Genomic DNA, 24,689 nt, shown 5'->3' with positions numbered 1-24,689 from the left:
CAGATTTACTCAATTTGACTAGTACAGTTTGCGAATAAATGTAACTGTTCTAGTCAAAAAACTCTTAACTGTACCGTGTATAGCGTTAAAAAATCGCATATATTTCAGATAGCGATTATCAGTATTTAGCCGTGAAGATTCCTTTAGATAGAAAATCGCGTAAACCGATATATTTACAAATTAAAGAGAAAATCAGTCGTTTAATCAAATCTGGAGCATTGCAACCAGAAGAACGTTTACCTTCAATTCGTTCTTTAGCAGAAAATTTACAAGTGAATAAATTAACAATTCTGGAAGCTTATAGCATTTTACAAGCAGACGGAATTATTTTTTCTCGTCAGGGTTCTGGATATTTCGTTAATAAATCGAATACGAATTTAACTAACTCTACAAATATGAAATCCACATTTGCACCAGCACAAAACGTAATTATTTCAGAAAGTGCGGGGAATTCTTTTTTTGATATTCATATGAGTGCTGTACAAGCACAAGTTAACGAAAAAATAATCAATTTTAGCTATGGCTTACCCCGCCCTCCTCAAGATATGGCTTTAATTAGTAGAAGGACAATTACTAATTCTATTGATAGTTTATTTGCTTACGATATTCCTCACGGACAAGCAATTTTAAGAAGACAAGTTGCTCAATTATTGCTACAGCAGGGTTTAGAGATTACTCCGGAAAATTTGATTATTACTAGCGGTTGTCAGCAAGCTTTATCGCTGACAATGCAATACTATTTGCAAAAAGATGACTGGGTAATTGTAGAAAGTCCGACTTATCACGGAGCGATATCAATTTTAGAAAATATCGGAGCCAGAATTATCGGTATTCCGATGAATGCTGAAGGAATGAATTTAGAATTATTAGAAAAATATCTTAAAAGTCATCGACCAAAGTTGATTTACACCATCAGCACCCAGCATAATCCTACAGGAATAGCTACTTCACAAAATCACCGACAACAACTCTTAGAATTAGCAGAAAAATATCAATGTCCGATTTTAGAAGATAACGCTTATGAAGGATTAAATTTTGAACAGGTACCAGCACCAATCAAAGCTTTAGATAAACAAGATTTAGTCATTTACGCTGGGACATTTTCTAAAACCTTGATTCCCGGTTTACGAGTTGGTTATATGGTAGTGACGGGGAAACATTATCAACCCTTAGTCGAACGTAAATTAATGGATGACGTTCACACATCTACAATTTCTCAAGCAATAGTCAGCGAATATCTTAGTTCCGGACATTATCGTCGTCACCGTAAAAAACTACAGACAGAAAACCTTCTCAGTCGTAATATAATGCTGCAAGCAATGGAAAACTATTTTCCTCAAGAAGCTAAATGGACAGTTCCCAACGGAGGTTTATTTTTGTGGGTGCAATTACCGGATAATATTGATATTTCAGAAATCCGTCAACAAGCTATTCAAGAAAACGTTTTATTCGCTTCCGGTTCTGCATTTTTCCCCAATCAACAAGGTTATCCAGCAATGAGATTGAGTTTTTCTAATACTTCTGAATCAGAAATTGATTTAGGAATATCGATTTTAGGTAAGGTTTTGAAAAAATCTATTTACATTGGATGCGATAATTATTCTAATCAGCGATTACTTGCTCAAATCAATCGTAACTTTTAGCTAAAAATATTAAATGTGACGAAGCTCAGCGTTAATCTCAACAGAATTGCTTTACTAAGAAACTCTCGGAATATCGACATTCCTAATGTTTTAAATGCAGCAAAAATAGCTGTGGAAGCAGGGGCAAATGGGATTACAGTTCATCCACGTCCAGATGAAAGACACATTAAACCTAAAGATGTATATGAATTAGCACAAATGCTTACCGTAGAATTCAACATCGAAGGTAATCCTTTCCAAGGTAATTTTATGGATATGGTTTGTGAAGTCAAACCAACCCAGTGTACATTAGTTCCAGATGCTCCCGATGCTTTTACATCCAATAGTGGTTGGAATTTAGCTAAAAATTTTCATCAACTCGCACCTGTTATCGAAAAACTGAAATCTTTTGATATTAGAATCAGTCTTTTTATGGATGCTGATTCCAACCAAATACCTTTAGTAAAAAAGATTGGTGCACACAGAGTTGAATTATATACTGAACCCTATGCAACTGCATTTCGCATGGGTGAAGTAGAAGCGGTTTTTCACAAATATATTCAAGCTGCAAAAATCGCTCAAGATAACGATTTAGGTGTTAACGCTGGACACGATTTAAATTTACAAAACTTAGAAAAATTCTGTTCTATCCCCAACATACTTGAAGTATCCATTGGTCATGCATTAATTGCTGAAGCGTTGGAAATGGGGCTACATAATACTGTCAAAGCTTACTTAAAAATTCTTTCTTCAACCTTATAGTTTATTTAATTCGGGTGCAATATGAAACAAACAATAATCCAAGTTGACGCATTTACTAACAAACCTTTTTCTGGAAATCCTGCTGCTGTTTGCGTTTTAGAAACTCCTCAAAGTGACGAATGGATGCAAAATGTAGCGAAGGAAATGAATTTATCGGAAACCGCATTTTTAGTCAAACAAGTAGACGGTTATAGTTTACGCTGGTTTACCCCCGCAACAGAAGTACCTTTGTGCGGGCACGCTACCCTTGCCAGTTCGCACGTTTTATGGTCAGAAAATCATCTTTCTCCCGACGAATCAGCCCGTTTTCACACCAAAAGCGGTTTATTAATTGCTAAAAAACAAGACGATTGGATTGAATTGGATTTTCCCGCAAATCCTTCTGAAGCTATTTCTACACCTCCAGAAATTAGCGAAGCTTTGGGAGTACCAGTTAAAGCAGTAGTGAAAAATTCTCTAGGTTATTTAGTAGAAGTTGAATCGGAAGACTTAGTTAGAAAATTAGAACCAAATTTTACAATTTTAACCAAGCTGTTTCCAGAAGTTATTGTTACTAGCATCGCTGAAAGTAGTTCGGAATTTGATTTTGTATCGCGCTTCTTTTGTCCGGGATTAGGTATTAATGAAGACCCTGTAACCGGTGCTGCTCATTGCTGTCTCGCACCTTACTGGAGAAATAAATTAAATAAAGACGAATTTTTAGCTTATCAGGCCTCAAGTAGAGGTGGTGTAGTAAAACTCAAATATTCTGGTGGAGATAGAGTTTATTTGAGGGGACAAGCTGTTACAGTTTTGCGAGGGGAATTAGTAGGTTCGTAGTTGCGCTTTAGCGCTTCTTACCGGATGCGCTAAAGCGCGACTAAGAACATATTTTCATTCATATTTGCTTAAAATAGAGTTAATTGTCTAGGAACTTCTTGTTTAATTACAGCTTTGTAAAATCCCGACTCTAGATATTGTTTGATATCTAAGAAAACTTTTTCTGATAATATTTTCGCTAACATAACCGGAACGGCATTTCCTATCATTTTATATCCATCACCAATATACTTATACTTAAAAATAAAATTGTCTGGAAAAGTTTGAATTCTCGCACATTCTCTAACCGATAATCTTCGATATGGTTTGGGAGATTTCTCGTCAAATTTCCATTTATCTTTTTCAACCCAAATCATTTTATTTGCTTGTGGATGTATGGGAGCGTGTCTAGCACCAGCCTGTATTGTAAAAGATGGTTGATTCCAACTTCTGACTCGATTTCTAGACATATAAATACTAGAAAAGCTCCCTTGCTTATATTCATGATTTGGTATTACTATATTACTTTGATTCATTTTAGAATCTATTGCAATAGCTTCAATATCTTTAATGTCATAAATAGCGTTTTGGAGAGTTAATTGATTGTTGATTGCACGGGGAAATTCAAATGTCCCACCCATATCTTCTCGATAACCAATAATAATTACTCTTTTTCTATCTTGAGGAACTAAGAAATCAGCAGCATTTAATAACTGATAGGTAACTTCATAACCAGCATCTTTAAAATGAGACAAAATATTTGTAAATGCTCTATCGTGTTTTTTAGCCAAAATTCCACCAACATTTTCAGCTAGAAAAAATAAAGGCTTTTTTTCCTTCAAAATTCTAATATAATCAAAAAATAATCGACCTCTACTATCATCAATACCTCTTTGCGCTCCTGCTTCGCTCCAACTTTGGCAAGGAGGGCCACCTATAATTCCAATACAGTCGGGAATATCATCGGGAACTATTTTTCTAATATCTCTTTTATCTAATTGGGTATTCGGGTGGTTGAATTCATAAGTATCCCAGATAGACTTATCATACTCATTCGCCCAAATCACATTAAATCCAGCTTCCTCAAACCCTAAATCTAATCCTCCGCAACCTGAAAATAGAGATACAATATTCATTGCTTAGCTATTATGAATTTAATTATTAATTCTATAGCTAATTATTTTAGCAGGAATAAGTTGAGCAGGGTTATTTGGAGATTTAATATTTTACTTTCTGATTGTGAAGTTTTGATTTGATATTCCTTCTAAAAGCATTCTTTTCTCGTAAGGAAAAGATAAATATTTTTCTTCTTTCATTACTACTATCAATTTAAAAGTATTGATATCAAGATTTTCAAACAGATAGTCATATACAACTACAGGGTTTTTAATTCCCCACATTCCTCGTATTCTTAGATATGTTATACCTAGAGGATCTACTTTATTTACTCTTCCTAATTCTTTAGTTTCAGAAAATTCAACGTTTGGTATTTCCGTTATTCCGCTATTTATTTTATTGCGAATCCTTTGATATATTTCTCTATCAGCAGCATAACAATCACCATATATCAACCAAAGTAATTGTAGCTTTTTCTCTTTTACAACTCCAATTGCATAAATTATGTCCTTTTCTTGCCAGTCTTCGCAGTTACGGCAAGAATTTGTTATCATTGGCTCGTCAAAGTATAATTTTGATTTAGGATAAGAACTATTTAACGCAATGCTTGATTTTAATGATTCAATCTTTTTAACTTCGATTGCATCGCCATTTTTCAAAATTATATCAGGTGGATTATTCTGATTGCCAATATAAGAAAAAGCCTCTGAATATTTTTTATTTTTGAGAGTTAAATCGCTGTCTTTTAAAGCTTCAGAAAATATATCTTTTATAAAATCTTCTAAAGCATCACCTGCACTATTAATTCTATTTTTACCCTGAGAATAACTTACAATATCAGGGATAGTGTTATCAATAATTGCTTTAATTGCTTGAAGTATATCAGCCATTCATACCACCCTAATCAATTCATACTGATTGCTATAGTAAGTATCAATACATCAGATGAAATATTATTAAATCTAAATTGCCTCCAAGATACTAATAATTCCCTGATAAACTTCTGATAATTCTCCATTAGTAATACAGTAAGGAGCCATTATATAAAGCACATTTTCCAAAGGACGTAGCAACAAACCTTTCTCTCGGATCACTAAACCAACCTTATTTAAATAACCCGATTCTTGAGTACTTACAATATTCATTGCCGCAATCGTACCCGTTACCCGCAAGTTTTCAACATTGGGATTGTCTTGTTGTTTTTCAACAAATTGTAAATGTTTAGCTTCCATGCTGATAAATGTAGGCTAATTTTTTACCATTAATTCTCAAGAACGATTACCCGCAGCACATCCCAAAGGATTCGCAGTATAACTATAACCGTGATATAAGGTTTTTATCGGGTCATCACTATAAAAGGTATCGTAAATGTTCTCAGAACATATTGTTACTAACAAAGGTAAAACCCCCCAGTAATACTTTTGGATAAACAAATTATATCTGGGGTTACTTGACTTTTAATACAAGAAAGCAAATCTCCGGTTCTACCAAATCCGGTCATGACTTCATCAAAAATCAGTTAAGTATCAAATTGTTGAAATTATTATTTTAATTTCCGTATAAACTCTGGTCTACACATTCGCATTCCATCAGCACCTTGTACTAATAATGGCTCAATAATAATGCCAGCATACTGTTGAGGATTTTGCTCGAATTTTTCTTTTAATATAGTTAAAGCTTGTTGTTATTTGTCTTCGACATCAGAATCATTAATAGAAGTTTCGAGGAATCGTGAAAAATCCACCTCGAACAACATATTTGAGAAAACCTGGGTAAAAATGGAACTGGAAGCTACAGACATTGCTCCAAAAGTATCTCCGTGATAGGCACCTTCAAAAGCAATAAATTTTTGACGTTGCTGATTTTGATTTACTCAATATTGATCAGCTATTTTCAGCGCAACTTCCACAGCAGTTGAACCGTTATCGGAATAGAAAACTCGGTTTAATCCTGCTGCTTGATGAGTAAATCCAGCAAAAATTAGATAAATCGCTTCAGCAATTTTGGGATGGGAATGTCCATGAATATTCACGTCCATCTTCTAGAACTAGCCAATGGTAATTTTACAGAAGATGTAAACCAAGCTCTTAAATCAAACGGGCTTTGTTCTTCAGACACGCTATGCCAACAAATAAATGTATCCTTCCTCTTCGTTTTTAATAATTAACCAAAAAACAATCCCTAACTAACCAGCAGTTAACTTTCTCTTAAATTCGTGATATAATAGTATTCTTGTCTGTAATCAATAATCAAAATTATAATCCCCCTCTACCTAAAGGAAGAAGGGGTTTGTTGTGATGCACGCTTTTAAATAAATAGAGATAGGGAAAAATTAAGCAGGAAATATTCTTAGTCTCCGATTTGGTTCTTCCCCAAAACTATTTGATTTGAGTCGATAATGTTCGACCAACTCATGCTGCATTTTACGCACTTGTGAAGAACGCGGTAATAATTCTACTGGCTGTCCTTTGGGAATTACTATTTGTTCTACTGCAAGTCTAGCTTCTTCTAAAGCGTCAATTTCATCATCGCTGCCGTTGTGGAGAAACAATTGTAGTTCACGCTCATCAGTAACTTCTGGCTCGTCGATATTTAACAACCGACGTAAGCCACGAGTAACCTGTGGAATGGTGCTTGACTTTATCATATGAATTGGCACTTGACGAGCTTTCGCCATTTGTCGCAATTTTGCATGATTCTTGACGTGCGATCGCAAAGCCAAAATTGCATCTGCACTATCAATATCTTTTGTCAATATTACAGGCAAATGAAGAACCTCAACGACCTGGTCTAATTGACTGCGACTAACGCCATAGGGGTAAATATGTAAAGGTAAATCCTCACCGTTTGGACCGGAATGTTTATCCCCATTGCTCTCAAAAGCGCTAGAGTTGTTGAAAGATTGATCTAATAAGCGGTCAAATTCGCTACGTCCAGAACCATTGCCATTCTGGTATTCTGCACCTAATGGCACTAAAGGACGCATTTGCCCGGATGCTCTCCACCCATTTGTTCTATTAGAGCTTCGCCCGCGATTTTCTTCTCCTCTATCAGTTTGTGAAGCACCACCATTAATAGCAGTCAGATGACGGGCGATCGCCACTTTTCCGTTATCATCTATGGTCCTCACTTGCGGGGTTGGCTGTCTTCCTCTCAAAAGATTATCTATAGTATCAGCAACGCTTTCATGAACTACCCAGCGCTGCCTTTCTTGCATTTCAACCGCAATTTCAAAAGTCGGAGGGGCTTTACGTTCCAAAACTGTTTTTTGAGAGCCTCGCCTTCTGGCTTCATCATCTCCCAAAGTTACAGCTTGTATGCCACCTACCAAATCTGAAAGGGTAGGGTTTTTTATCAAGTTTTCAATTTGATTTCCATGTGCCGTACCTATCAGTTGCACGCCACGTTCGGCAATAGTACGAGATGCCAAGGCTTCTAACTCCGTACCAATCTCATCAATTACAATTACTTCTGGCATATGGTTTTCCACAGCCTCAATCATTACTTGATGTTGTTGATCCGGATGAGCAACCTGCATTCGTCTTGCCTTACCGATTGCTGGATGAGGTACATCACCATCTCCAGCAATTTCATTAGAAGTGTCAATTATAACTACTCTTTTATCAAGATCGTCCGCTAAAACACGGGCTATTTCTCTCAATACAGTAGTTTTTCCCACACCTGGACGACCCAGCATGAGAATTGATTGACCATTTTCAACTAAATCGCGGATCATGCTAATTGTTCCATGTACCGCACGTCCGACACGACAGGTTAAACCTATAATTTTGCCGGTGCGGTTGCGAATAGCACTAATCCGGTGTAGAGTTTGCTCTATTCCTGCTCGATTATCTCCGCCAAAAGTGCCCACTCTTACAATGCAATCATCTATCTGCTGCTGGGTAATGGGTACTTCGCTTAGATATTCGGCTCCAGAAGGGAATCGTGCTTCTGGGTAACGACCCAGATCCAGGACCACTTCTACTAAACTATCTCTTTGAGGATGCTGTTCGAGCATCTGCCGCAAGTCTTGGGGCAATATGGCTAATAATTTTCGGAGATCGTCTGTAATCGTCATGCTTTTTATGGTGACGTTTTTAGAGATAGGGGACGACGAGGCAAAGCTCAACCGTCGCTCTTAATATTTGAGCTGGGAAACTAATGAATCAGCAAGCGATACGGCTTGCCATAATAGTGCAGGTTCTTCTTCGAGTTTCAGAGCAGTTACTTTAACACGCTCAACATTCACCTCCTTTTCTTCTAATTGTTCCAAAACTGGTAAAAGTAATTTCCGAGCATAGCTACCATAAGCAACCCCAGCAATGAATGCTTCATTTTCCGAACCTAATTTACGAGAATGGTGATTGCCCTCTCCCATATTTTCACTTTTTTGGTTCGTTAATTTTTTCACCAAATTCATTGCAGTCAATTTTGGCACGGTGTAACTATTCGTACCACCTGCCAACTGCACATATCCGGGTATTTTTGCTTTCAATACTTTTGACCCTAGTCTTACCGCAGCTAATGTTGTGCCCGAGCCAATATCGCCACTCATCGATCTGCCATCGGTTTGCCATATATTTACGCAATCAAGAGGGGCGATCGCATCATACAAACTATGCAGATAGTCAATTACTCCTTCACCATCAGTGCAACTAATGGCTAATAACTTCAATTGGTCAGCATAGGTTGAAATTGTCTGCCACAACTTCTTGAATTCCGCCAAACGTCCGACAGTCGTATGAATCTCTACAGCATCCACTCCAGATTTCAGTATCAAGGGTGCGATTGCTCCATTAGCTGTTGCATAAGATACTGACTCTATCTTATCATACGGGCATACTGGAACGCAACGACCGCAGCCATAGCATTTATCGGATAGAACTCCTGCGAAGTTATATTTGATACTATCGAATGTAATCGCTTGTGCGGGACAAATACGCTCGCATGGTCGGGAACAAGTAGAGGGGCATTGGGCAGAATCAAATTCTGCTTTGCGGAAGTGAGGGTCTTCGCCATCATTCAAGCTAACCATTAGCAAAGGAGTTCCTTGATAGGCAAAACCGAGCTTCCGGGCTGTGGCACCCAGAGCTGCAGCTGCTTTTAGACCTTCTTGAGCAGCAAGAATAACAGCCGGATCGGCAGCTATATCTATGCAGTCAGCGCCAGCTAGCGTATAAGCTAATGTTAAACTTCTAACCGCAGGCAGATGTTGGAAGCTGGCTCCACAAATGAGCTTGAACCAGCGACCTTCTTTAAGCGATAGTAGGGGGTTAAACGAATCAGTCACACTTCTATTATGCTACGTGACTGAAGAAATTGATGAAGTAGATCCCCAATTTAATTGCAATAATCAAAGATTTCAGAAAGTTTTTTTCTTCAGACGTATATAAACTCGTAGTTGGATGGGTTGAGATTTATATCATAAATTCCGTGTCTTCTTCAGGAGTCGAATTATTTCCCAAAATCCTGCAATACTCTTGTACTATATTATCGAATAAAATAGATAATCCCAACCCACTACCTTTTCCTACGGGCTTAGTTGCCACACAATTTAGTCAAATAGCATGTCTCTAAAATAAAAAAATAGAAGTATTTATCAAAAATTAAAATAGTAATTAAAAAAATTTTATTAATCAAACCAGCACTTACCATTTAGGATTGCTTAATATCAAGTCTAGAATATGCTGTGGTGGAGCAGGTTGAGAAAATAAATTTCCTTGAGCAAAATTACATTTTAAATCCTTTATTTGCGATAATTGTTCGGAATTTTCTACGCCTTCAGCAATTGCCTTCATTCCCATTGAATGAGCTATCCCAATCATTGCTGGCACTAAACCCATGTTCTGATGATTTTTCTGCATTAAATTCAAGAATGATTTATCAATCTTAAGAGTATTTAATGGAAAGCTATGTAGATAACTTAAAGAAGAGTAACCCGTACCGAAGTCATCCATGGTTAAATTTATATTTCTCTGTTTAATTTCGTTAAGAGTAGTTTTTACATCTACGCTATTTTCCATAATTACACTCTCTGTAATTTCCAATTCTAAAAATGCAGGATTTAGTTTAGTTTCGTAAATAATTTGGTCGATTTGAGCAAGAAAGTTTGGCTGCAAAAACAGTTTTGCACTCAAATTGACACTCATATGTAAATTTTTCGGAACTAATGAATTGGCTAGCCAAATACGTAATTGATTGCAGGCTGATTTCAATACCCAAGTATCTATGGCATAAATTAAACCTGTTTCTTCAGCTACCGAGATAAATTCAGTCGGCAAAACCAAACCTCTCGTAGGATGTTGCCAGCGAACAAGTGCTTCAAATCCACCAATCGAGCCAGTTTTAAGACAAATAATTGGCTGATAATAGACAATTAACTCTTGCCTTTCTAAGGCTCTTCTTAAGTCATTTTCTAACTCAAGGGTTTTGATGGCTTGTTTATGCATTTCTGGATTGAAAATATGAAATCTTCCTCTACCTAATGCTTTTGCACGGTACATAGCTGTATCAGCATCTCTTAGTAAATATTCTGGCTTTTCATAATTCAAGTTTCCCCAATTTATACCGATACTTACATTTACAAAAACTTGGTATCTGGATATTTGAAAATGTTGCGCTAAAGAATTTAAAATACGTTCTGCAATACCGGTTACCATGTCAATATCAGAAACATTCTCCAAGAGAATACCGAATTCGTCACCTCCCAATCTCGCCAAAGTATCTAATGGCGACAAGGAGGTTTGCAAACGTTTAGCTATCGCAATCAATAATTCATCTCCTACTAAATGCCCCAAAGAATCATTAACGATTTTAAAGCGATCGCAGTCTATAAATAAGATTGCAAAGTGATAATCTAATTCTGATTTAGTCCGATTTAATGCTTGTTCTAGTCTATTGATAAAAAACACTCGGTTCGGCAAGCTAGTCAAAGCATCGCGCAATGCATTTTCAAGTAATTTATTTTGTAATTCTTGACGAGAACGAACCTCTATTTTAAGTTTATACAGTGCATTCTCTAGTTCTAGTGTTCTTTGTTTTACTCTTTCTTCAAGCTGATTATTTAAGTTTAATATTTCTACTTGAGCGCTTCTTAATTTAAGTTGATTTTGTACTCTTACTATAACTTCAGCAAATTCAAATGGTTTAGTTATGTAATCGACACCTCCGACTTTAAAAGCTTTTACTTTATCAAAGACATCATCTAATGCACTAATGAAAATAACCGGTATATCAGCAGTTTTCTGATTAGCTTTAAAACGCTGACAAACTTCATACCCATCTATCTCTGGCATCATAATGTCTAGTAAAATCAAGTCTGGTAATTTCGTTTGACAAGCAGTAAAAGCCATTTGCCAATTTAATGCTTTGCGAACTTTATACCCAACTCGAGCTAAAATAGAAGACAAAACTCTGAGATTATCTGGTGTATCATCAATTATCAAAATATCTTGTTCGCCAGAACTTGAGGAGTAATCTCCTGTATTTGATTTCGTTATATTCATTGTGTATTCAAGCTATAATTTTAAGCTTACTTCTCAACTTCCCATTTTTTTATAATTATTAATTTTTGAATTTTCATATCTATAAATGTCATTTATAACGCTATACGGTATTTTTTTACAAAGCTGCAAAATTTCATATTTATATAACATTTATACAAGAAAATTTACAATCTTAGTAGCTTATGTGCTGCTTTTTGTTTATGCTATTAAAATGCTTTCAACGTATTATAAACATTTCGTTATCTAATCTACTTGTAATTATAAGTATTTTTAAATACCTAGATTAGATAGATATAAAAGCTATTTATTACGTATTCTCAATCAAAAATAATACTAAATTCATACTTGCTTCCTTTCTAAAAATATGCGTAAGAATTAATATCAATTATCTATAAAGCTATAGTTGGTTCAACAGCAAATAAATTTAGAGCCAATCAAATAAAGTCTATGTGCTCGAACTATAAATTAAGCGCACGTTAAGAAGAAGTAGTATTAGCAGAAAGATAATTAAATTCTTTGTCAAAAGTATATGGCTATAATTTCACAATTCAAAAAGATGCCTCTTTAGAACTTATTATGGCTAAGACAATGGCTTAATTTCTCGCTAATCAACCCTTTGGCTAAAATCAATTTTAACATTTCGATATTTGTATAACATAAAGTAAGCCAGCGTCAATAAACCTACCTGTGCCAAATTCTCAATATGCTTAAAATCCCACCAAAGCATCTTGAAAATCCATTTGACTGAAGGTAAAGTACCTGTCTATCTTTTTAGAAATTATACAAGTAGACAAGTACGATAAAAACTAACTACGTCATTACGAGCGTAACGGATTGAAATGAAGTATTCAGCGTTCACCGAAGGTGCGGCTCAGCTGCGGATCATCGCCAGAGCTTCAGCTATTTTAAATTTAGTTACATAGATAGATTTACTTGTGCCTACCTACTTAGGATTTCTAACAGGTAAGATAGGTATTAGTATGCGTTGATAAAAGTTATACTAATAATAACTTATACCGATGATTTCTTGATGACTTTTTTTGTCTTATTAGATTAGATAATCTAGTTAGACTATATTTGATAAAATTATTTAATAAAAAATTAGCTGTCCTTAATGCAAAACATGCGCTAATAAAAGACAGCAATATTTATATATAGCTATTTACTCAGCTTTGATTTTGTCTTGAGATGTTTCTTGGCTGTTATAAAGTGGGGTTTCGTCAATTCCACCAACTTTATTCAAAGGCCAAAAACGAAGTACGGCTCTACCAATAATATTTTCCCGAGGGACAACACCCCAACAACGGCTATCATAACTACTGCCACGATTATCTCCTAAAACTAAATAAGAGTCAGTAGGAATGGTTTTTGTTTGAGATAAGAATGGCTGTGTAGGTGCTGAAGCACAAACATCGACAGATGTACTTTTTGGCTCATTAAGGTATTTCTCTTTTAACGGCTTGTCATTTATATATACTTGACCCCCTCTAAGCTCTACCTTGTCCCCAGGCAAACCAATTATCCGCTTAATAAAAGCATCTTGGAATTGCTCTTTTTGTAATTCTTCTGTAGGAGAAAATACTACAACATCTCCCCTCTGAGGAATAGAAAATTTGTAACTTAACTTATCAACAATTATTTTGTCTGCCTCCCACTGATTTGGAGTACCGTGCAAAGTAGGTTCCATCGAGCCAGAGGGAATCCAACGGGCTTCAGCAACAAAAGTGCGAATTGAAAGAGCAAGCACGATGCTTAATCCGATTGTTTTGCCTAATTCAAAAAACCAGGAATTGTCGGGTTGTTGGTTGGAGTGACGGTCAGACACTGGGTTTTGCATGTAATTACTCAAGTAGAAACGTTTAGTATGCTCCAGAAATAGACAAGAGTGCTAGGGAGACTGTATTTATTTATCTTAACTGTACAAAGATGCTCTTACGAGTTATGTTGTCATGTTGACGCAGTTATTTAAATTGTTTTGGTCGGACTTTATTCGTTGTTAATAATACACATTAACTAATGTCTGGCATTCCATAAGTTTAACCTTAATCTTAATAGCTGTATGTCACAATTTGCTGTTATTTAAGCCGAGTGTATTTTCATGTCATCTCCTAGTTTACTAATTCGCCATGCGAGAATTGTTTTACCTTCGGGTGAATTGATTGTTGGGGATGTGCTGACGCGCGATCGCAAAATTATAAAAGTTTCACCATCAGCCATAGACGAAACACCTACCCGTGTAATTGACGCTGAAGGGTTAACTTTGTTGCCAGGAGTCATCGACCCCCAAGTACATTTTCGGGAGCCGGGACTTGAACATAAGGAAGATTTATTTACAGCTTCTTGTGCTTGTGCAAAGGGAGGAGTAACTTCATTTTTGGAAATGCCGAATACTCGTCCTTTAACAATTACTCAAGAAGCTTTAAATGATAAGTTAGAGCGCGCTTCAAGCAAATGTCTCGTCAATTACGGTTTTTTTATTGGCGCAACAGCGGATAATTTGTCTGAATTGCTACATGCCAACCCGACTCCCGGCATAAAGATTTTTATGGGTTCTATGCACGGTCCCTTGTTGGTAGATCCTCAAGAAACATTAGAAGCAATATTTGCTTCTGGCGAAATTTTAATTGCAGTTCATGCTGAAGATCAATCCCGATTAAGACAACGTCGAGAAGAATTTGCAAATATTCATGATGTCGCTATTCATTCGCAAATACAAGACAGTCAAGCAGCATTAATCGCAACACAGCGAGCATTAAAACTTTCTAAAAAATATCGTCGTCGATTGCATATTCTTCATATGTCTACAGCTGAGGAAGCAAATTTACTTCGGGAAGATAAACCGAGTTGGGTAACGGCAGAAGTAACGCCTCAGCATTTATTTTTAAATAAAACTGCTTATGAAGAAATAGGCACTTTAGCGCAAATGAATCCCCCTTTGCGAACTTCTCATGATAATCAAGTGCTTTGGCAAGCTTTGCTAGATGGGGTAATTGATTTCATTGCTACGGATCATGCACCCCATACCTTGGAAGAAAAAGCGCAAGTTTATCCAAAAAGTCCTTCAGGAATGCCTGGAGTGGAGACTTCATTGCCAATAATGTTAACTGCTGCTGAAGATGGACGTTGCACTGTTGCCCAAGTTGTTAATTGGATGTCTACTGCTGTCGCGTCTGCTTATTCTATTCCTAATAAAGGATTAATTGCAGCTGGATATGACGCGGATTTAGTGCTTGTGGATTTAAACTCACGAAAAAAAGTTCGTCGTGAAGAACTTCTAACCAAATGCGGTTGGAGTCCTTTTGAAGGTTGGAACCTCACAGGATGGCCGGTAACGACCATTGTTGGCGGCGAGATTGTTTACCATGAAGGCGAGCTAGATACAGAAAAGAGGGGTAAACCCTTAAATTTTGAGCATTAAAGCTTTAGGCACTTGCAATTCATCAAGGAGAAAGCAAGAAAAACCATACTGCAAAAAAGTGGAATAAAAAAAGGCCCAGTATTCCATTGCACTACGTGTCTGGGGTCTGGGTTCGTAATTTTCATCGACTTAAATATTATTTAAATTTGCAAGCGCTTGTTCTTACGTAACTAAGCGCTTTTCTGTATAAAAAAATATTTTTTAGGGCACTAGTTACCCAAGTTCTAAGTCAACTATGAATAATCAAACGACATAAGTATATTTTTTATTCAGAAAAAATACATTTTGGGATGCAGAGTAGTTGTTTATACTAATGCTTTGATTTATTTGAATAAAAATTTCTAAGTAATTATTCTGCTTCGACTCTTATAAATACTATAAAAAAATATATTTTTTCCGTATTTACTGCATTTGACAAACTGAATAAATACAAGTATCTGTTATTGATAAGTATGCAAAAGTACTTAATAATGAGATATTAAAATGATACTATACTCATTTTGTTTGAAAAAATACTAGCATTTACCCTTACGAGCAATCACTCAGGCACATCAATTACAAACGTGTCAAACTAAACACAAAATTAAATTAAGAAATTATTAAACATTATGAAAAAAGCATAAATAAACTACTATCCGTAATTACGATTCAGCTAAAACACGCATAAAGCTGAAGTATTTAGATAATTTATTAGCTATCAGGTATGAATATTCCTTATTAAGTATTATTTGGTTTGTCATGATACTTAATTAATCGTAACTATTAGTATAAAATAATTCCTTGAAATTCAATATGTCTTTCTATCTTGTAAACAATTTACCAGAAAATAAGGTGATTATAATTACAGCGTATTACCATTGCTGCGATGAACGAGGCAGTGGCAGATAGAACAAGTAAACAGATGGAATAATTTACAGAAGAATATTCAACTGCTTCTGTAGTTTGTATACAATTGCTAATTTCAATGATGTTTTTTGCCTAAGGCACTTGTAAGTAATAAAATATCTAGCTTTTAGTTCCGCCTTCTAGGGGGAACCCGCGTCACTCTAAGTTTTCTGCGAAATGTATTTGCTAAGTACTCACGCAAAATAAATTTTATATTGTCATTGCGTTAGCGTTCGCGCCGCTGCGCGAACGCAATCACACAAATAATTTTGCACACCCACTTAAAGCTGGATGTTTTATTTTTTGGAGATGTCTAAAGCTAGAATCTTTTCACTAAGAGTGGAATTACATGGAATGATTTCGGCAAAACGTACAGCCGAGTTAGCCTCTTCGAGGTATAGATTTTCGTTTGCCTTGGTTAAACGTATAGTGAGATAAGCGTCTGGCTTGTAAAGTAATTTTTGCGACCACTCTATAGCCACTATTCCTGGAGAAACCTCTATACCTTCCCAATAAGTTTCGAGGTTTAAGGCTATTATTTCTGGAGTTTCTAAACGGTATAAGTCTAGATGGTAAAGGGGAATACGTGCGTGGGTATACTCATTAATGATAGTGAAGGTAGGACTGACTATTGGTTCATTAATAGATAAACCTTTACCTATCCCCTGTACTAATGTGGTTTTTCCTGCCCCTAAATCTCCTTCTAGTAAAATTACGGTATTTGCTGTTAGCGTTTCACCTAAAATTATCCCTAAACGTTGAGTTGATAGTGCATCTTTAAGAAGAATTTTCATTTTGTTTTTTTGATGTGGATGAAAATTATCCTAATTCAAGTTGTTTTTTCTAGCTTGAAAAACTCTTGCTTTGTGTCCTCTGCGTCTAGTCGGGCTTAGACATTTTTTTGATCTGAAAAAAGCCTCAAAGCTATATTAATCAATTCTTTAGTCTCGATTTCATTGCTTTGCAGCCGTTGCTGAAATATCTACTTACACTTTGTAGTGAACATAAAACTGATGTGGAGACGTAGCATTGCTACGTCTCTTTCAATATGAAATCGCCTTTTCATCTTTTTATGCAGCAACGCTATTTTTTTAAGATACCTAGCTTTGAGCGATTTTTTAGGCTATTAAGTAACTAGTTAAACAAAAATATTTACCGTCATTATTCACTAGTTTTATCCCAAACCGGTGTAAACGGATTTGATATCAGCTAATTTTCAAAAAATTTTTCAAACAATATTCTACCCCTGCCATAACGCTTATACAGCTAAACCAACTGCTTAGTACAAAGGTTTAGTACTTAATTGAGGGCGTTGCTGATTAAAAGTATGAATTGCCCCCTAACCCCCAATTTTGATGGGATACATTAAAATTACGCTATTTTTGGAGGATTTAGGGGGCATCACTATAAAGGAAAAAATAAATTCATATCCGGATTCAGCAACGCCTAATTGAGTGATTGCGGAAAGAAATTAAAAAAAAATATTCTACCCCTGCATAATGCTTTCACTCAGACCTAATAGTGGCACGATAATCTTCTTGGTGAAATGGGAAACGATCGGTTAGTTGGTGGTGATGGTAACGATACTTTAGATGGCTATGGAGCTTCTTATTATTTTGCTTTGGGAAACACTTCAAGAAGTCATGAATCCGATACTCTGACTGGTGGTCATGGAGCTGATGTTTTTGTATTAGGATCGAAAGACTTTAACAACTATAAATCTTACTATTTAGGTGATGGTCATGCGACTATTACTGATTTTGACCGTCATGAAGGTGATAAAATTCAAGTCCTTGGTAGCAGTAGCGATTACCATCTAAGTCATGAAAACTTGTCTGGCGATGGCTCTTTAGATACTTTAATCAAGAGTAACGGAGATTTGATTGCTGTTGTTGAAGATAATACTCATATTAACTTTCACCAAGACTTTACTTTTGTCTAAGAGGATGTTTTAAAAGGGTCTTTTGCTCTTATATTAAGCATAGCTAAGTATCTGGATACATGACTAAAACCTAGATTCTTCCTTGAATTTGAACCAAGTCAGAACGGTAAAATTATACCTTCGGAGACTTTTAAAACATCTTCTCAGCGAATCAAACAATTCCTTTGAGTAATTGATTATTTTGGTTTCAGTTAAATAAGACAACAAATTTCGTTATCAAGGTTTATTTATTGATAGCGATTTGCTTAATTTAATTAGTTTTTCGGTGCTGCCTTACTAGCGTCGTAAAGCACTCTACTAAAAACTACCCAAGTCTAATTTTTGAGTAGTTTTTGTATTATGTTAGTTTCAGCACCTATAAATACTTATTATTGAAAAGCAGCACGCAGCCGAGGTTTCGCGGTGATATCAAAACAGGGAATATACTTATATCTTGTCTATTTTGGTCATAGTATCCCTCTGTATATAAATCAATAAATAATCTTAGCAGCCAGTGTTAAAAGTGTTAAAAAGATTTGATATCACTGTAGAACGGATTCCTTACCAAAAAGCTTGTAAAGCTTTCGCATTCCTTTTGGAGTTCCGCTATACCAACGTAAGAGGACTTGGGCTAAGCGCTCGTGATCGTGACGAACGCAACCATTTTCATCTTCACTCATTACATTCGCAGATACTATTCTACGCCCGCTTGTAGTTACTGCTTCGCGATCTAAAAATACAGGATGAGAGTTTTCGTTTGCGTAACGGATAAGAGCGCGGGCAGAAGGAGATTTTTTGTGTACTAAAACCGCATCAAATAGCTTTCTTCCACAAGCTTTATCAATAGATTGAATATGATTAGCAACCGTATATCCTTGAGTTTCTCCTGGTTGAGTCATAATATTACATACATAGATTTTAGGTACGCATGTTGCGGCGATCGCATCTGCAATATCGGGTACCAAAAGATTGGGAATAACGCTGGTGTAAAGACTACCAGGACCCATAATAATGTAATCGGCATCCTTGATTGCTTTGATCGCGGCTGGCACAGCAGGGGGATTTGCTGGATTACAGCCTAATTTGACTACTTTACCTCCAGCTTTTGTAATTTTTGATTCACCTTCAATGCGACGACCATCAGCTAATTCAGCCCATAAACGAACATCACTCAAAGTCGCTGGAAGTACCTGACCTCTAATAGCTAAGACTTTAGAACTAGCCGCTACACCCCGTTCTAAATCGCCGGTAATTTCACTCATTGCGGTCAAGAATAGATTACCAAAACTATGACCGCTCAAACCGTCTCCACAACTGAAGCGATATTGAAACAGCTCTGTTAATAATTTCTCTTCATCAGCTAAAGCCGCTAAACAGTTGCGAATATCTCCTGGTGGTAATACACCAAATTCTTCGCGTAACCTTCCACTGGAGCCACCATCGTCGGCAACAGTAACAATCGCAGTGATATTGGCGCTGTAAGTTTTAAGTCCTCTTAATAAAGTCGAAAGTCCAGTCCCTCCACCAATTACAACAATTTTGGGACCTCTGTATAGTCTGCGATGAGCTAAAAGCACATCAACTAATTCTTCATCATTTTCTGGCTTTAATACCTGAGTAATCGAGCCTACCGTGCGGGTTTGTCCCCAAATCAGCAACAGTAAACCGCCAATCATCACTACAGGACCGCTAATGTAATAAGGTATAGTATTTGTAATTATTAAAAGCGCGCCTCTAACCAACTTTAGCACCCAGTAAATTGGTGTAAATCCGCTCCAAATAGCTAAACCCAGTCCAGCTAATACTACACCTGCCACACTAATCAAAAACCAACGTTTAACTGATAAGCCAGGAGATAACCACTTAAACCACTGGTTAACTCGATGGGGAGTGCGACGGCGCGACTGTTGTTGCATGACGTTGAAAGCTTGTCTGAGAAAACCAATTGACATATCGCAATTGTAAACAGTGGTCTAAACAATAGTTAATTGAAAATTTACACTAAGTTCATTCAAATTGAAGAATGTGATTATTACAATTTTTAATTCTAAGCGATCGGACTCATTTAATTAACCTAGCGAAAAAAAACAGTGAAAACACTATGTTTATATGAAAAGGTAGTAAAGTAAATGCAAAGAAAAATTTTAGGTTTAGATCCGGGATTCGCTATTTTGGGTTTTGGAGCAATTATATGCCACAAAAATCAGGATAACTTGCAAGGTGAATCAGTAAAATTACTAGACTTTGGCATTATTAGTACTCCTGCTAAAACTCCATTAGAAACAAGACTGTGTACGCTTTATGACGATTTACATACTTTAGTCGAAGAATTCCAACCAGATTTGGTTGCGATTGAAAAATTTTTCTTTTACCGCATGTCAAATACTATCTTGGTTGCCCAAGCCAGAGGAATCATTTTATTAGTTTTGGGACAACACCGTTTACCTATCGTAGAATTTGCGCCTTCCCAAATTAAATTAGCTTTAGCTGGTTACGGTAAGGCAGAAAAACATGAGGTACAAGAAGCAGTTGCCCGAGAACTTGATTTAGACTATATTCCTCGTCCTGATGATGCTGCTGATGCTTTGGCAATTGCACTGACAGCATCGTTCCAATCTTAAAGTATTATGAATATTTTACAAATGCTTTGTAGTAAATCCAGGTAATTTTACTGACAATTTTAGATAATGAAATCACTCAATTTTATGGGTAGCTTTTTGAAACCGAAAATATTTAAAAGCTGATAGATTTTGAAGTTTTAGGTTAAATAAGGGTTATCTTCAACTAGGACAACTTCTACTCAATGCAATTGATATTCTGCAAAAAGAACTTTCTTAAAGAATCTTCACGTCAAATAGCACCAATATAATCTTAAAAAGAAGATATCTACCAGAAGTTGTCTTACCTTCACTATCTAAACTGAAAATAAAAGCAGCTCCTGAATGCATTTTATAGACTAATTTTTATGCAGATCTATCTAGATTACAGCGCTACAACTCCTACTCGTCCTGAAGCGATTAATATGATGCATACAGTGCTAACTCAAGGATGGGGAAATCCTTCTAGTTTGCATGAATGGGGGCAACGGGCGGCAACCATTGTAGAACAAGCGAGAATGCAGGTTGCTAGTTTAATCGGTGCGCCTTGGCACGAATCCATTGTCTTCACTTCTGGTGGTACGGAAGCAGATAATTTAGCAGTTATGGGAGTGGCTCAGCTATTTAGGGAACCCCAGCATATTATTATATCGAGCGTAGAGCATTCTGCCATTTCAGAACCTGCGAAATTGCTTGAGAATTGGGGCTGGGAAGTTACTCGTTTGCATGTTGATAATAAAGGAAGAGTCAACCCCGATAATTTAAAAGCTGCTTTAAAAGACAATACTGTTTTAATTTCGGTTATTTACGGACAAAGTGAAGTCGGTACGGTACAACCAATTGAAGAAATAGGTAAAATTGCTCGCAGTGCTGGAGTTTTGTTTCATACCGATGCGGTACAAGTTGCAGGAAGATTGCCTATTGATGTAAGAAAATTATCAGTAGATTTACTAAGCATTTCCAGTCATAAAATATATGGTCCTCAAGGTGTAGGAGCATTGTATGTTCGTCCGGAAGTAGAGTTAGTCCCCTTACTAAATGGCGGGGGACAAGAAATGCGATCGCGCTCCGGAACTCAAGCAGTACCAATTATTGCTGGTTTTGGCATAGCAGCGGAGTTAGCGGCTCAAGAATTACCAATAGAAACGCCCCGGTTGATTGAGTTACGGGATAGACTTTTTTCACAGCTAGCCGATGTTGAAGGTTTGATTCCAACTGGAGATTTGATACAACGTTTACCGCATCATGCCAGTTTCTGTCTCAAATACGCCGACGGACAAAAAATCAGCGGGAAAACTATTGTACGTCAATTGAATCTGGCAGGAATAGGTATTAGTGCCGGTTCAGCTTGTCATAGTGGTAAACTAAGTCCCAGCCCCGTGTTAACTGCAATGGGCTATTCGGACAAAGCTGCTATGGGGGGTATTCGCATCACTTTAGGACGTTACACCACACAAGCAGATATTGATTGGGTGGCAATGGTGTTAAAGCAAGTTATGAGTCGTCTTGAAAATCGTTTTGCTCTTGTTACTAAATAGGTAATAAGAAGATGGGGAGACAAGTAAAATCAATAATCAATTAAATTATCAGCTTGTATTAACTTGCTACCCGCTACTCATTCCTAACTGTTGATTTATAACTCCTCACTGAGCTTACTCCTAGCTTTAAATCCAAAAATCCAGAGTTTTAAAATATAAAATTCGATATGTCTGAACTTCCAAAAACATTAGAAGATGCAATTGTCCAAGCTCGTGCGGCAACTCAAGCTGCTCTTGCAGATGGCTATACCAGGCTGCAGGTTGAGCTATTGTTTCCAGAATTAAAAGCATTGCCTGCTGCACAACAATTTCTACCAGCTTTTGATGAGTATGGCGATAAATTAAAGATTTTTTTCGCTGATGCTGGTAGTGCAGCTTTAGCTCGCCGGGATTGGAATGAAATACCTTTTCAACTATTGGATATTGGTACTGGTAGGATGACTTCGATAGAGTCAAAAGTTCAACCAGAAGACGAAATTTTCTTATTTGTTCAACCTAGTTCCGTTGAAGTACCGCAGTTAGAAAAACTGTGCGGAATAATAGGGGAACAACGTCCTTTTGTAATGTTCGCTCCTCGTCTAGAAGATTCGAGTATTGTAGGTATTGGTTATGCCGCACGCCAAACTCGTCAGCGTTTTATCAACACGATTGAATCTTGTTATTATCTACGCCCGATATTTGAAGAAGCTGCTGTATTTCGCTGCTATCCTGGGTTGTGGGAAGTTTGGGTAGAAAAAAATGGTGATTATGAAAAAGTTGCCGAGTTACCTAATAAACCTTCTGGTGATGAATTGGATGCCATCATTTCTGGCACAGAAGCGCAAGCTGAAGGCGAAACTGTAGCTGCAACGAGCAAGAGTGTATTTAGAGGTTTACAGCGATTTGTTAAAGCGTTGAGAAGTTAAATTTTAGGTCGCTTTTTATAAATACAGCATATTTCATATTATGCCGGTAGATTCGGATGAGCATCCCGCTTGTCCGATTTTTAATGGCTGTCTTTGTATTGCATTCAACTAAAAGTGTTTCACTGCAACGTAGTGGCTCCCCTTTTTAAAGGGGTTGGGGGATCTAAAAACGAGTTTAATTGCTTAACCGAGTAGTATTGAAACCGCTATATTGTTCGGGCAACATAAATTTAAATATTATCAATTATCACTACTATCGCTACTTGATATTTTCGTAATTCTCATCAGCTATTTTATCTGTTGACAACTTTATCAAATCTTTATTGTTATTGAATCGCAAATTGTATCAAAGCCATCATGATTCAAAATAATTTGTATATGACAATTAAAGTGAGAATATTTTTTTTATTCGGTTTGCCTACTTAAATTATTATCTTTTCGATATCTTCAGTGTGATTCGTGGCATGTAATTTTGTCTAAAGTCGAAATTTTCTCAACACAATCTGAAAGTCTATAAAAATATTGTCTTGTTAACAACACTATATAGAAAAGTTAGTTAAACGACTACAAAGGCGTTTTGATTAATGATTCATATAGTCAATTGTCAAAATCAAAAAATAAGACTCTATCGGAATACAAATTTCCTTTATTTTTTCAAAAAAGCTCTGATTTGACTAGATTTATCTAGTAGTAAATGCAGGGCTATGTTGTGCGTTGCTCGTATCGAGATGTTCGCGGCGGATTGTCAATTTCAAATAATAAAAATGAGTCAATCTAATTATTCTGTAACTAGCGATAAATTTGATGCCGTTCTTTTCGATTTAGACGGCGTTTTAACCGCAACCGCAAAGGTACACGCTGTTTCTTGGAAGCGGATGTTTGATGAATTTCTCTCTAAGCATTCTCAAGAGAATAATCTATCTTTCGTACCTTTTGAAATCGATACCGATTATAAACACTATGTTGACGGTAAACCGCGTAGTAACGGACTTCGTAGTTTTTTAAAGGTGCGAGGTATTGAATTAGCCGAAGGTACTCCCGATATAAGTGCAGAAGAAGACACAGTTTATGGTTTAGGAAAGCGTAAAGATGAAATTTTTCACTCTATTTTACAGAGTGATGGCGTAGAAGTATACGAGACTTCTGTAGCTTGGGTTTGCTATCTCCGCAGTCAAGACATAAAAACGGCGGTGGTTTCTTCAAGCCGTAATTGTGAAGCAGTACTCAAAGCTGCTGATATTACCGATTTATTTGCAGCAAGAGTTGATGGTAAGGTTGCTGCAAGTTTGGGAATTGCAGGTAAACCAGCACCGGATACTTATTTAAAAGCTGCTCAATTGTTAAATGTCGAACCTAAACGTTGCGTTGTTGTCGAAGATGCGATATCCGGCGTACAGGCAGGAAGTGCTGGCGGGTTTGGATTAGTTATCGGAGTTAATCGTAATGATGATGCTGACGCGCTTATTAATAATGGAGCGGATATAGTTGTTACCGATTTGGGCGAAATGCTCCAGTAATTATTAACTAATCAATTAGTTAATCAAGAATTAAGAAGGATGCATAACTTCTTGATTTTTTGATTCTCAATTCAATTTTTGGCAACGAAATTCATACAAGTTTCG

Annotated in this window: 20 protein-coding genes and 2 pseudogenes; 9 read left to right on the top strand and 13 right to left on the bottom strand. The window is 36.5% G+C overall.

Annotated elements, in window-relative coordinates; translation table 11 throughout:
• Nucleotides 1-131 precede the first annotated feature (131 nt).
• The 3 genes from RIV7116_RS28265 to RIV7116_RS28255 are packed head-to-tail and all read left to right on the top strand — an operon-like array spanning nt 132 to nt 3,203.
• Nucleotides 132-1,643, top strand: coding sequence for a PLP-dependent aminotransferase family protein (locus RIV7116_RS28265; RefSeq protein ID WP_015121752.1), 1,512 nt, complete (start codon nt 132-134; stop codon nt 1,641-1,643).
• Nucleotides 1,644-1,658: 15 nt separating this feature from the next.
• The gene (locus RIV7116_RS28260) at nt 1,659-2,384 is read left to right on the top strand and encodes a pyridoxine 5'-phosphate synthase (RefSeq protein ID WP_015121751.1); all 726 of its coding nucleotides are present in this window, start codon (nt 1,659-1,661) and stop codon (nt 2,382-2,384) included.
• Nucleotides 2,385-2,405: 21 nt separating this feature from the next.
• Nucleotides 2,406-3,203 (top strand): PhzF family phenazine biosynthesis protein, encoded by a 798-nt coding sequence (locus RIV7116_RS28255; RefSeq protein ID WP_015121750.1) that lies wholly within the window; start codon nt 2,406-2,408, stop codon nt 3,201-3,203.
• Between the two features lie 68 nt (nt 3,204-3,271).
• On the opposite strand, the gene RIV7116_RS28250 is transcribed toward RIV7116_RS28255, so the two are convergent.
• The 11 genes and pseudogenes from RIV7116_RS28250 to lepB all read right to left on the bottom strand — a co-directional run bounded on the left by RIV7116_RS28250 (nt 3,272) and on the right by lepB (nt 13,640).
• Nucleotides 3,272-4,318, bottom strand: coding sequence for a DNA cytosine methyltransferase (locus tag RIV7116_RS28250; protein WP_015121749.1), 1,047 nt, complete (start codon nt 4,316-4,318; stop codon nt 3,272-3,274).
• 90 nt (nt 4,319-4,408) lie between these two features.
• Nucleotides 4,409-5,188 carry an NgoPII family restriction endonuclease gene (locus tag RIV7116_RS28245; protein WP_015121748.1) on the bottom strand — a complete coding sequence of 260 codons (780 nt, stop codon included), beginning with the start codon at nt 5,186-5,188 and terminating at the stop codon, nt 4,409-4,411.
• Nucleotides 5,189-5,260: 72 nt separating this feature from the next.
• A complete protein-coding gene (locus RIV7116_RS34285; RefSeq protein ID WP_052330859.1) occupies nt 5,261-5,530 on the bottom strand; it encodes an aminotransferase class III-fold pyridoxal phosphate-dependent enzyme in 270 nt (89 codons plus the stop codon).
• 158 nt (nt 5,531-5,688) lie between these two features.
• Nucleotides 5,689-5,814 carry an aminotransferase class III-fold pyridoxal phosphate-dependent enzyme gene (locus RIV7116_RS37710; protein ID WP_371261666.1) on the bottom strand — a complete coding sequence of 42 codons (126 nt, stop codon included), beginning with the start codon at nt 5,812-5,814 and terminating at the stop codon, nt 5,689-5,691.
• Between the two features lie 168 nt (nt 5,815-5,982).
• Nucleotides 5,983-6,153, bottom strand: a pseudogene (locus RIV7116_RS37705) (hypothetical protein); the annotation flags it as partial.
• Nucleotides 6,154-6,171: 18 nt separating this feature from the next.
• Nucleotides 6,172-6,336: a hypothetical protein gene (locus RIV7116_RS36115; protein ID WP_157229343.1), complete on the bottom strand. Its 165-nt coding sequence runs from the start codon at nt 6,334-6,336 to the stop codon at nt 6,172-6,174.
• 294 nt (nt 6,337-6,630) lie between these two features.
• The gene (locus tag RIV7116_RS28235) at nt 6,631-8,376 is read right to left on the bottom strand and encodes a R3H domain-containing nucleic acid-binding protein (RefSeq protein WP_015121747.1); all 1,746 of its coding nucleotides are present in this window, start codon (nt 8,374-8,376) and stop codon (nt 6,631-6,633) included.
• 60 nt (nt 8,377-8,436) lie between these two features.
• Nucleotides 8,437-9,588, bottom strand: coding sequence for a circadian clock protein LdpA (gene ldpA, locus RIV7116_RS28230; RefSeq protein WP_015121746.1), 1,152 nt, complete (start codon nt 9,586-9,588; stop codon nt 8,437-8,439).
• 127 nt (nt 9,589-9,715) lie between these two features.
• A complete protein-coding gene (locus RIV7116_RS37460; protein ID WP_256380828.1) occupies nt 9,716-9,847 on the bottom strand; it encodes a hypothetical protein in 132 nt (43 codons plus the stop codon).
• Between the two features lie 99 nt (nt 9,848-9,946).
• A complete protein-coding gene (locus RIV7116_RS28225; protein WP_015121745.1) occupies nt 9,947-11,803 on the bottom strand; it encodes a GGDEF domain-containing response regulator in 1,857 nt (618 codons plus the stop codon).
• Nucleotides 11,804-12,965: 1,162 nt separating this feature from the next.
• On the bottom strand, nt 12,966-13,640 hold the full coding sequence (lepB, locus tag RIV7116_RS28220; protein WP_015121744.1) for a signal peptidase I: 675 nt from the start codon (nt 13,638-13,640) through the stop codon (nt 12,966-12,968).
• A gap of 261 nt (nt 13,641-13,901) precedes the next feature.
• Between lepB and RIV7116_RS28215 the strand changes: the two genes are divergently transcribed.
• On the top strand, nt 13,902-15,221 hold the full coding sequence (locus RIV7116_RS28215; protein ID WP_015121743.1) for a dihydroorotase: 1,320 nt from the start codon (nt 13,902-13,904) through the stop codon (nt 15,219-15,221).
• 1,181 nt (nt 15,222-16,402) lie between these two features.
• On the opposite strand, the gene RIV7116_RS28210 is transcribed toward RIV7116_RS28215, so the two are convergent.
• Nucleotides 16,403-16,900 (bottom strand): bifunctional alanine racemase/tRNA (adenosine(37)-N6)-threonylcarbamoyltransferase complex ATPase subunit type 1 TsaE, encoded by a 498-nt coding sequence (locus RIV7116_RS28210; RefSeq protein WP_015121742.1) that lies wholly within the window; start codon nt 16,898-16,900, stop codon nt 16,403-16,405.
• Between the two features lie 749 nt (nt 16,901-17,649).
• On the opposite strand from RIV7116_RS28210, the pseudogene RIV7116_RS28205 reads away from it, so the two are divergent.
• Nucleotides 17,650-18,048: pseudogene (locus RIV7116_RS28205) on the top strand (hypothetical protein); the annotation flags it as partial.
• 521 nt (nt 18,049-18,569) lie between these two features.
• On the opposite strand, the gene yvcK reads toward RIV7116_RS28205, so the two are convergent.
• Nucleotides 18,570-19,979 (bottom strand): gluconeogenesis factor YvcK family protein, encoded by a 1,410-nt coding sequence (yvcK, locus tag RIV7116_RS28200; protein ID WP_015121740.1) that lies wholly within the window; start codon nt 19,977-19,979, stop codon nt 18,570-18,572.
• Between the two features lie 177 nt (nt 19,980-20,156).
• On the opposite strand from yvcK, the gene ruvC reads away from it, so the two are divergent.
• From ruvC to RIV7116_RS28180, 4 genes are all read left to right on the top strand, one after another.
• Nucleotides 20,157-20,648: a crossover junction endodeoxyribonuclease RuvC gene (ruvC, locus tag RIV7116_RS28195; RefSeq protein ID WP_015121739.1), complete on the top strand. Its 492-nt coding sequence runs from the start codon at nt 20,157-20,159 to the stop codon at nt 20,646-20,648.
• 344 nt (nt 20,649-20,992) lie between these two features.
• The gene (locus tag RIV7116_RS28190; RefSeq protein WP_015121738.1) at nt 20,993-22,162 is read left to right on the top strand and encodes a cysteine desulfurase family protein; all 1,170 of its coding nucleotides are present in this window, start codon (nt 20,993-20,995) and stop codon (nt 22,160-22,162) included.
• Nucleotides 22,163-22,329: 167 nt separating this feature from the next.
• Nucleotides 22,330-23,067 (top strand): DUF1995 family protein, encoded by a 738-nt coding sequence (locus RIV7116_RS28185; RefSeq protein ID WP_015121737.1) that lies wholly within the window; start codon nt 22,330-22,332, stop codon nt 23,065-23,067.
• Nucleotides 23,068-23,831: 764 nt separating this feature from the next.
• Nucleotides 23,832-24,584, top strand: coding sequence for an HAD family phosphatase (locus RIV7116_RS28180; RefSeq protein WP_044292466.1), 753 nt, complete (start codon nt 23,832-23,834; stop codon nt 24,582-24,584).
• Nucleotides 24,585-24,689 lie beyond the last annotated feature (105 nt).

Origin of the sequence: Rivularia sp. PCC 7116 (assembly GCF_000316665.1) — a bacterium.
Taxonomy (GTDB): Bacteria; Cyanobacteriota; Cyanobacteriia; order Cyanobacteriales; family Nostocaceae; genus Rivularia.
Note: the sequence above shows the minus strand (reverse complement) of the source record. Positions and strands in the feature narration are given on the sequence as shown.

Excerpts from the sequence above, each read along its gene's own strand:
- RIV7116_RS28190 (WP_015121738.1), top strand. The coding sequence starts at position 20,993 with ATGCAGATCTATCTAGATTACAGCGCTACAACTCCTACTCGTCCTGAA.
- RIV7116_RS28180 (WP_044292466.1), top strand. The coding sequence starts at position 23,832 with ATGAGTCAATCTAATTATTCTGTAACTAGCGATAAATTTGATGCCGTT.
- RIV7116_RS28210 (WP_015121742.1), bottom strand. The coding sequence starts at position 16,900 with ATGAAAATTCTTCTTAAAGATGCACTATCAACTCAACGTTTAGGGATA.
- RIV7116_RS28215 (WP_015121743.1), top strand. The coding sequence starts at position 13,902 with ATGTCATCTCCTAGTTTACTAATTCGCCATGCGAGAATTGTTTTACCT.
- RIV7116_RS28250 (WP_015121749.1), bottom strand. The coding sequence starts at position 4,318 with ATGAATATTGTATCTCTATTTTCAGGTTGCGGAGGATTAGATTTAGGG.
- yvcK (WP_015121740.1), bottom strand. The coding sequence starts at position 19,979 with ATGTCAATTGGTTTTCTCAGACAAGCTTTCAACGTCATGCAACAACAG.
- RIV7116_RS28245 (WP_015121748.1), bottom strand. The coding sequence starts at position 5,188 with ATGGCTGATATACTTCAAGCAATTAAAGCAATTATTGATAACACTATC.
- RIV7116_RS34285 (WP_052330859.1), bottom strand. The coding sequence starts at position 5,530 with ATGGAAGCTAAACATTTACAATTTGTTGAAAAACAACAAGACAATCCC.
- lepB (WP_015121744.1), bottom strand. The coding sequence starts at position 13,640 with ATGCAAAACCCAGTGTCTGACCGTCACTCCAACCAACAACCCGACAAT.
- ruvC (WP_015121739.1), top strand. The coding sequence starts at position 20,157 with ATGCAAAGAAAAATTTTAGGTTTAGATCCGGGATTCGCTATTTTGGGT.
- RIV7116_RS28225 (WP_015121745.1), bottom strand. The coding sequence starts at position 11,803 with ATGAATATAACGAAATCAAATACAGGAGATTACTCCTCAAGTTCTGGC.
- RIV7116_RS36115 (WP_157229343.1), bottom strand. The coding sequence starts at position 6,336 with ATGGACGTGAATATTCATGGACATTCCCATCCCAAAATTGCTGAAGCG.
- RIV7116_RS28185 (WP_015121737.1), top strand. The coding sequence starts at position 22,330 with ATGTCTGAACTTCCAAAAACATTAGAAGATGCAATTGTCCAAGCTCGT.
- RIV7116_RS28255 (WP_015121750.1), top strand. The coding sequence starts at position 2,406 with ATGAAACAAACAATAATCCAAGTTGACGCATTTACTAACAAACCTTTT.
- RIV7116_RS28235 (WP_015121747.1), bottom strand. The coding sequence starts at position 8,376 with ATGACGATTACAGACGATCTCCGAAAATTATTAGCCATATTGCCCCAA.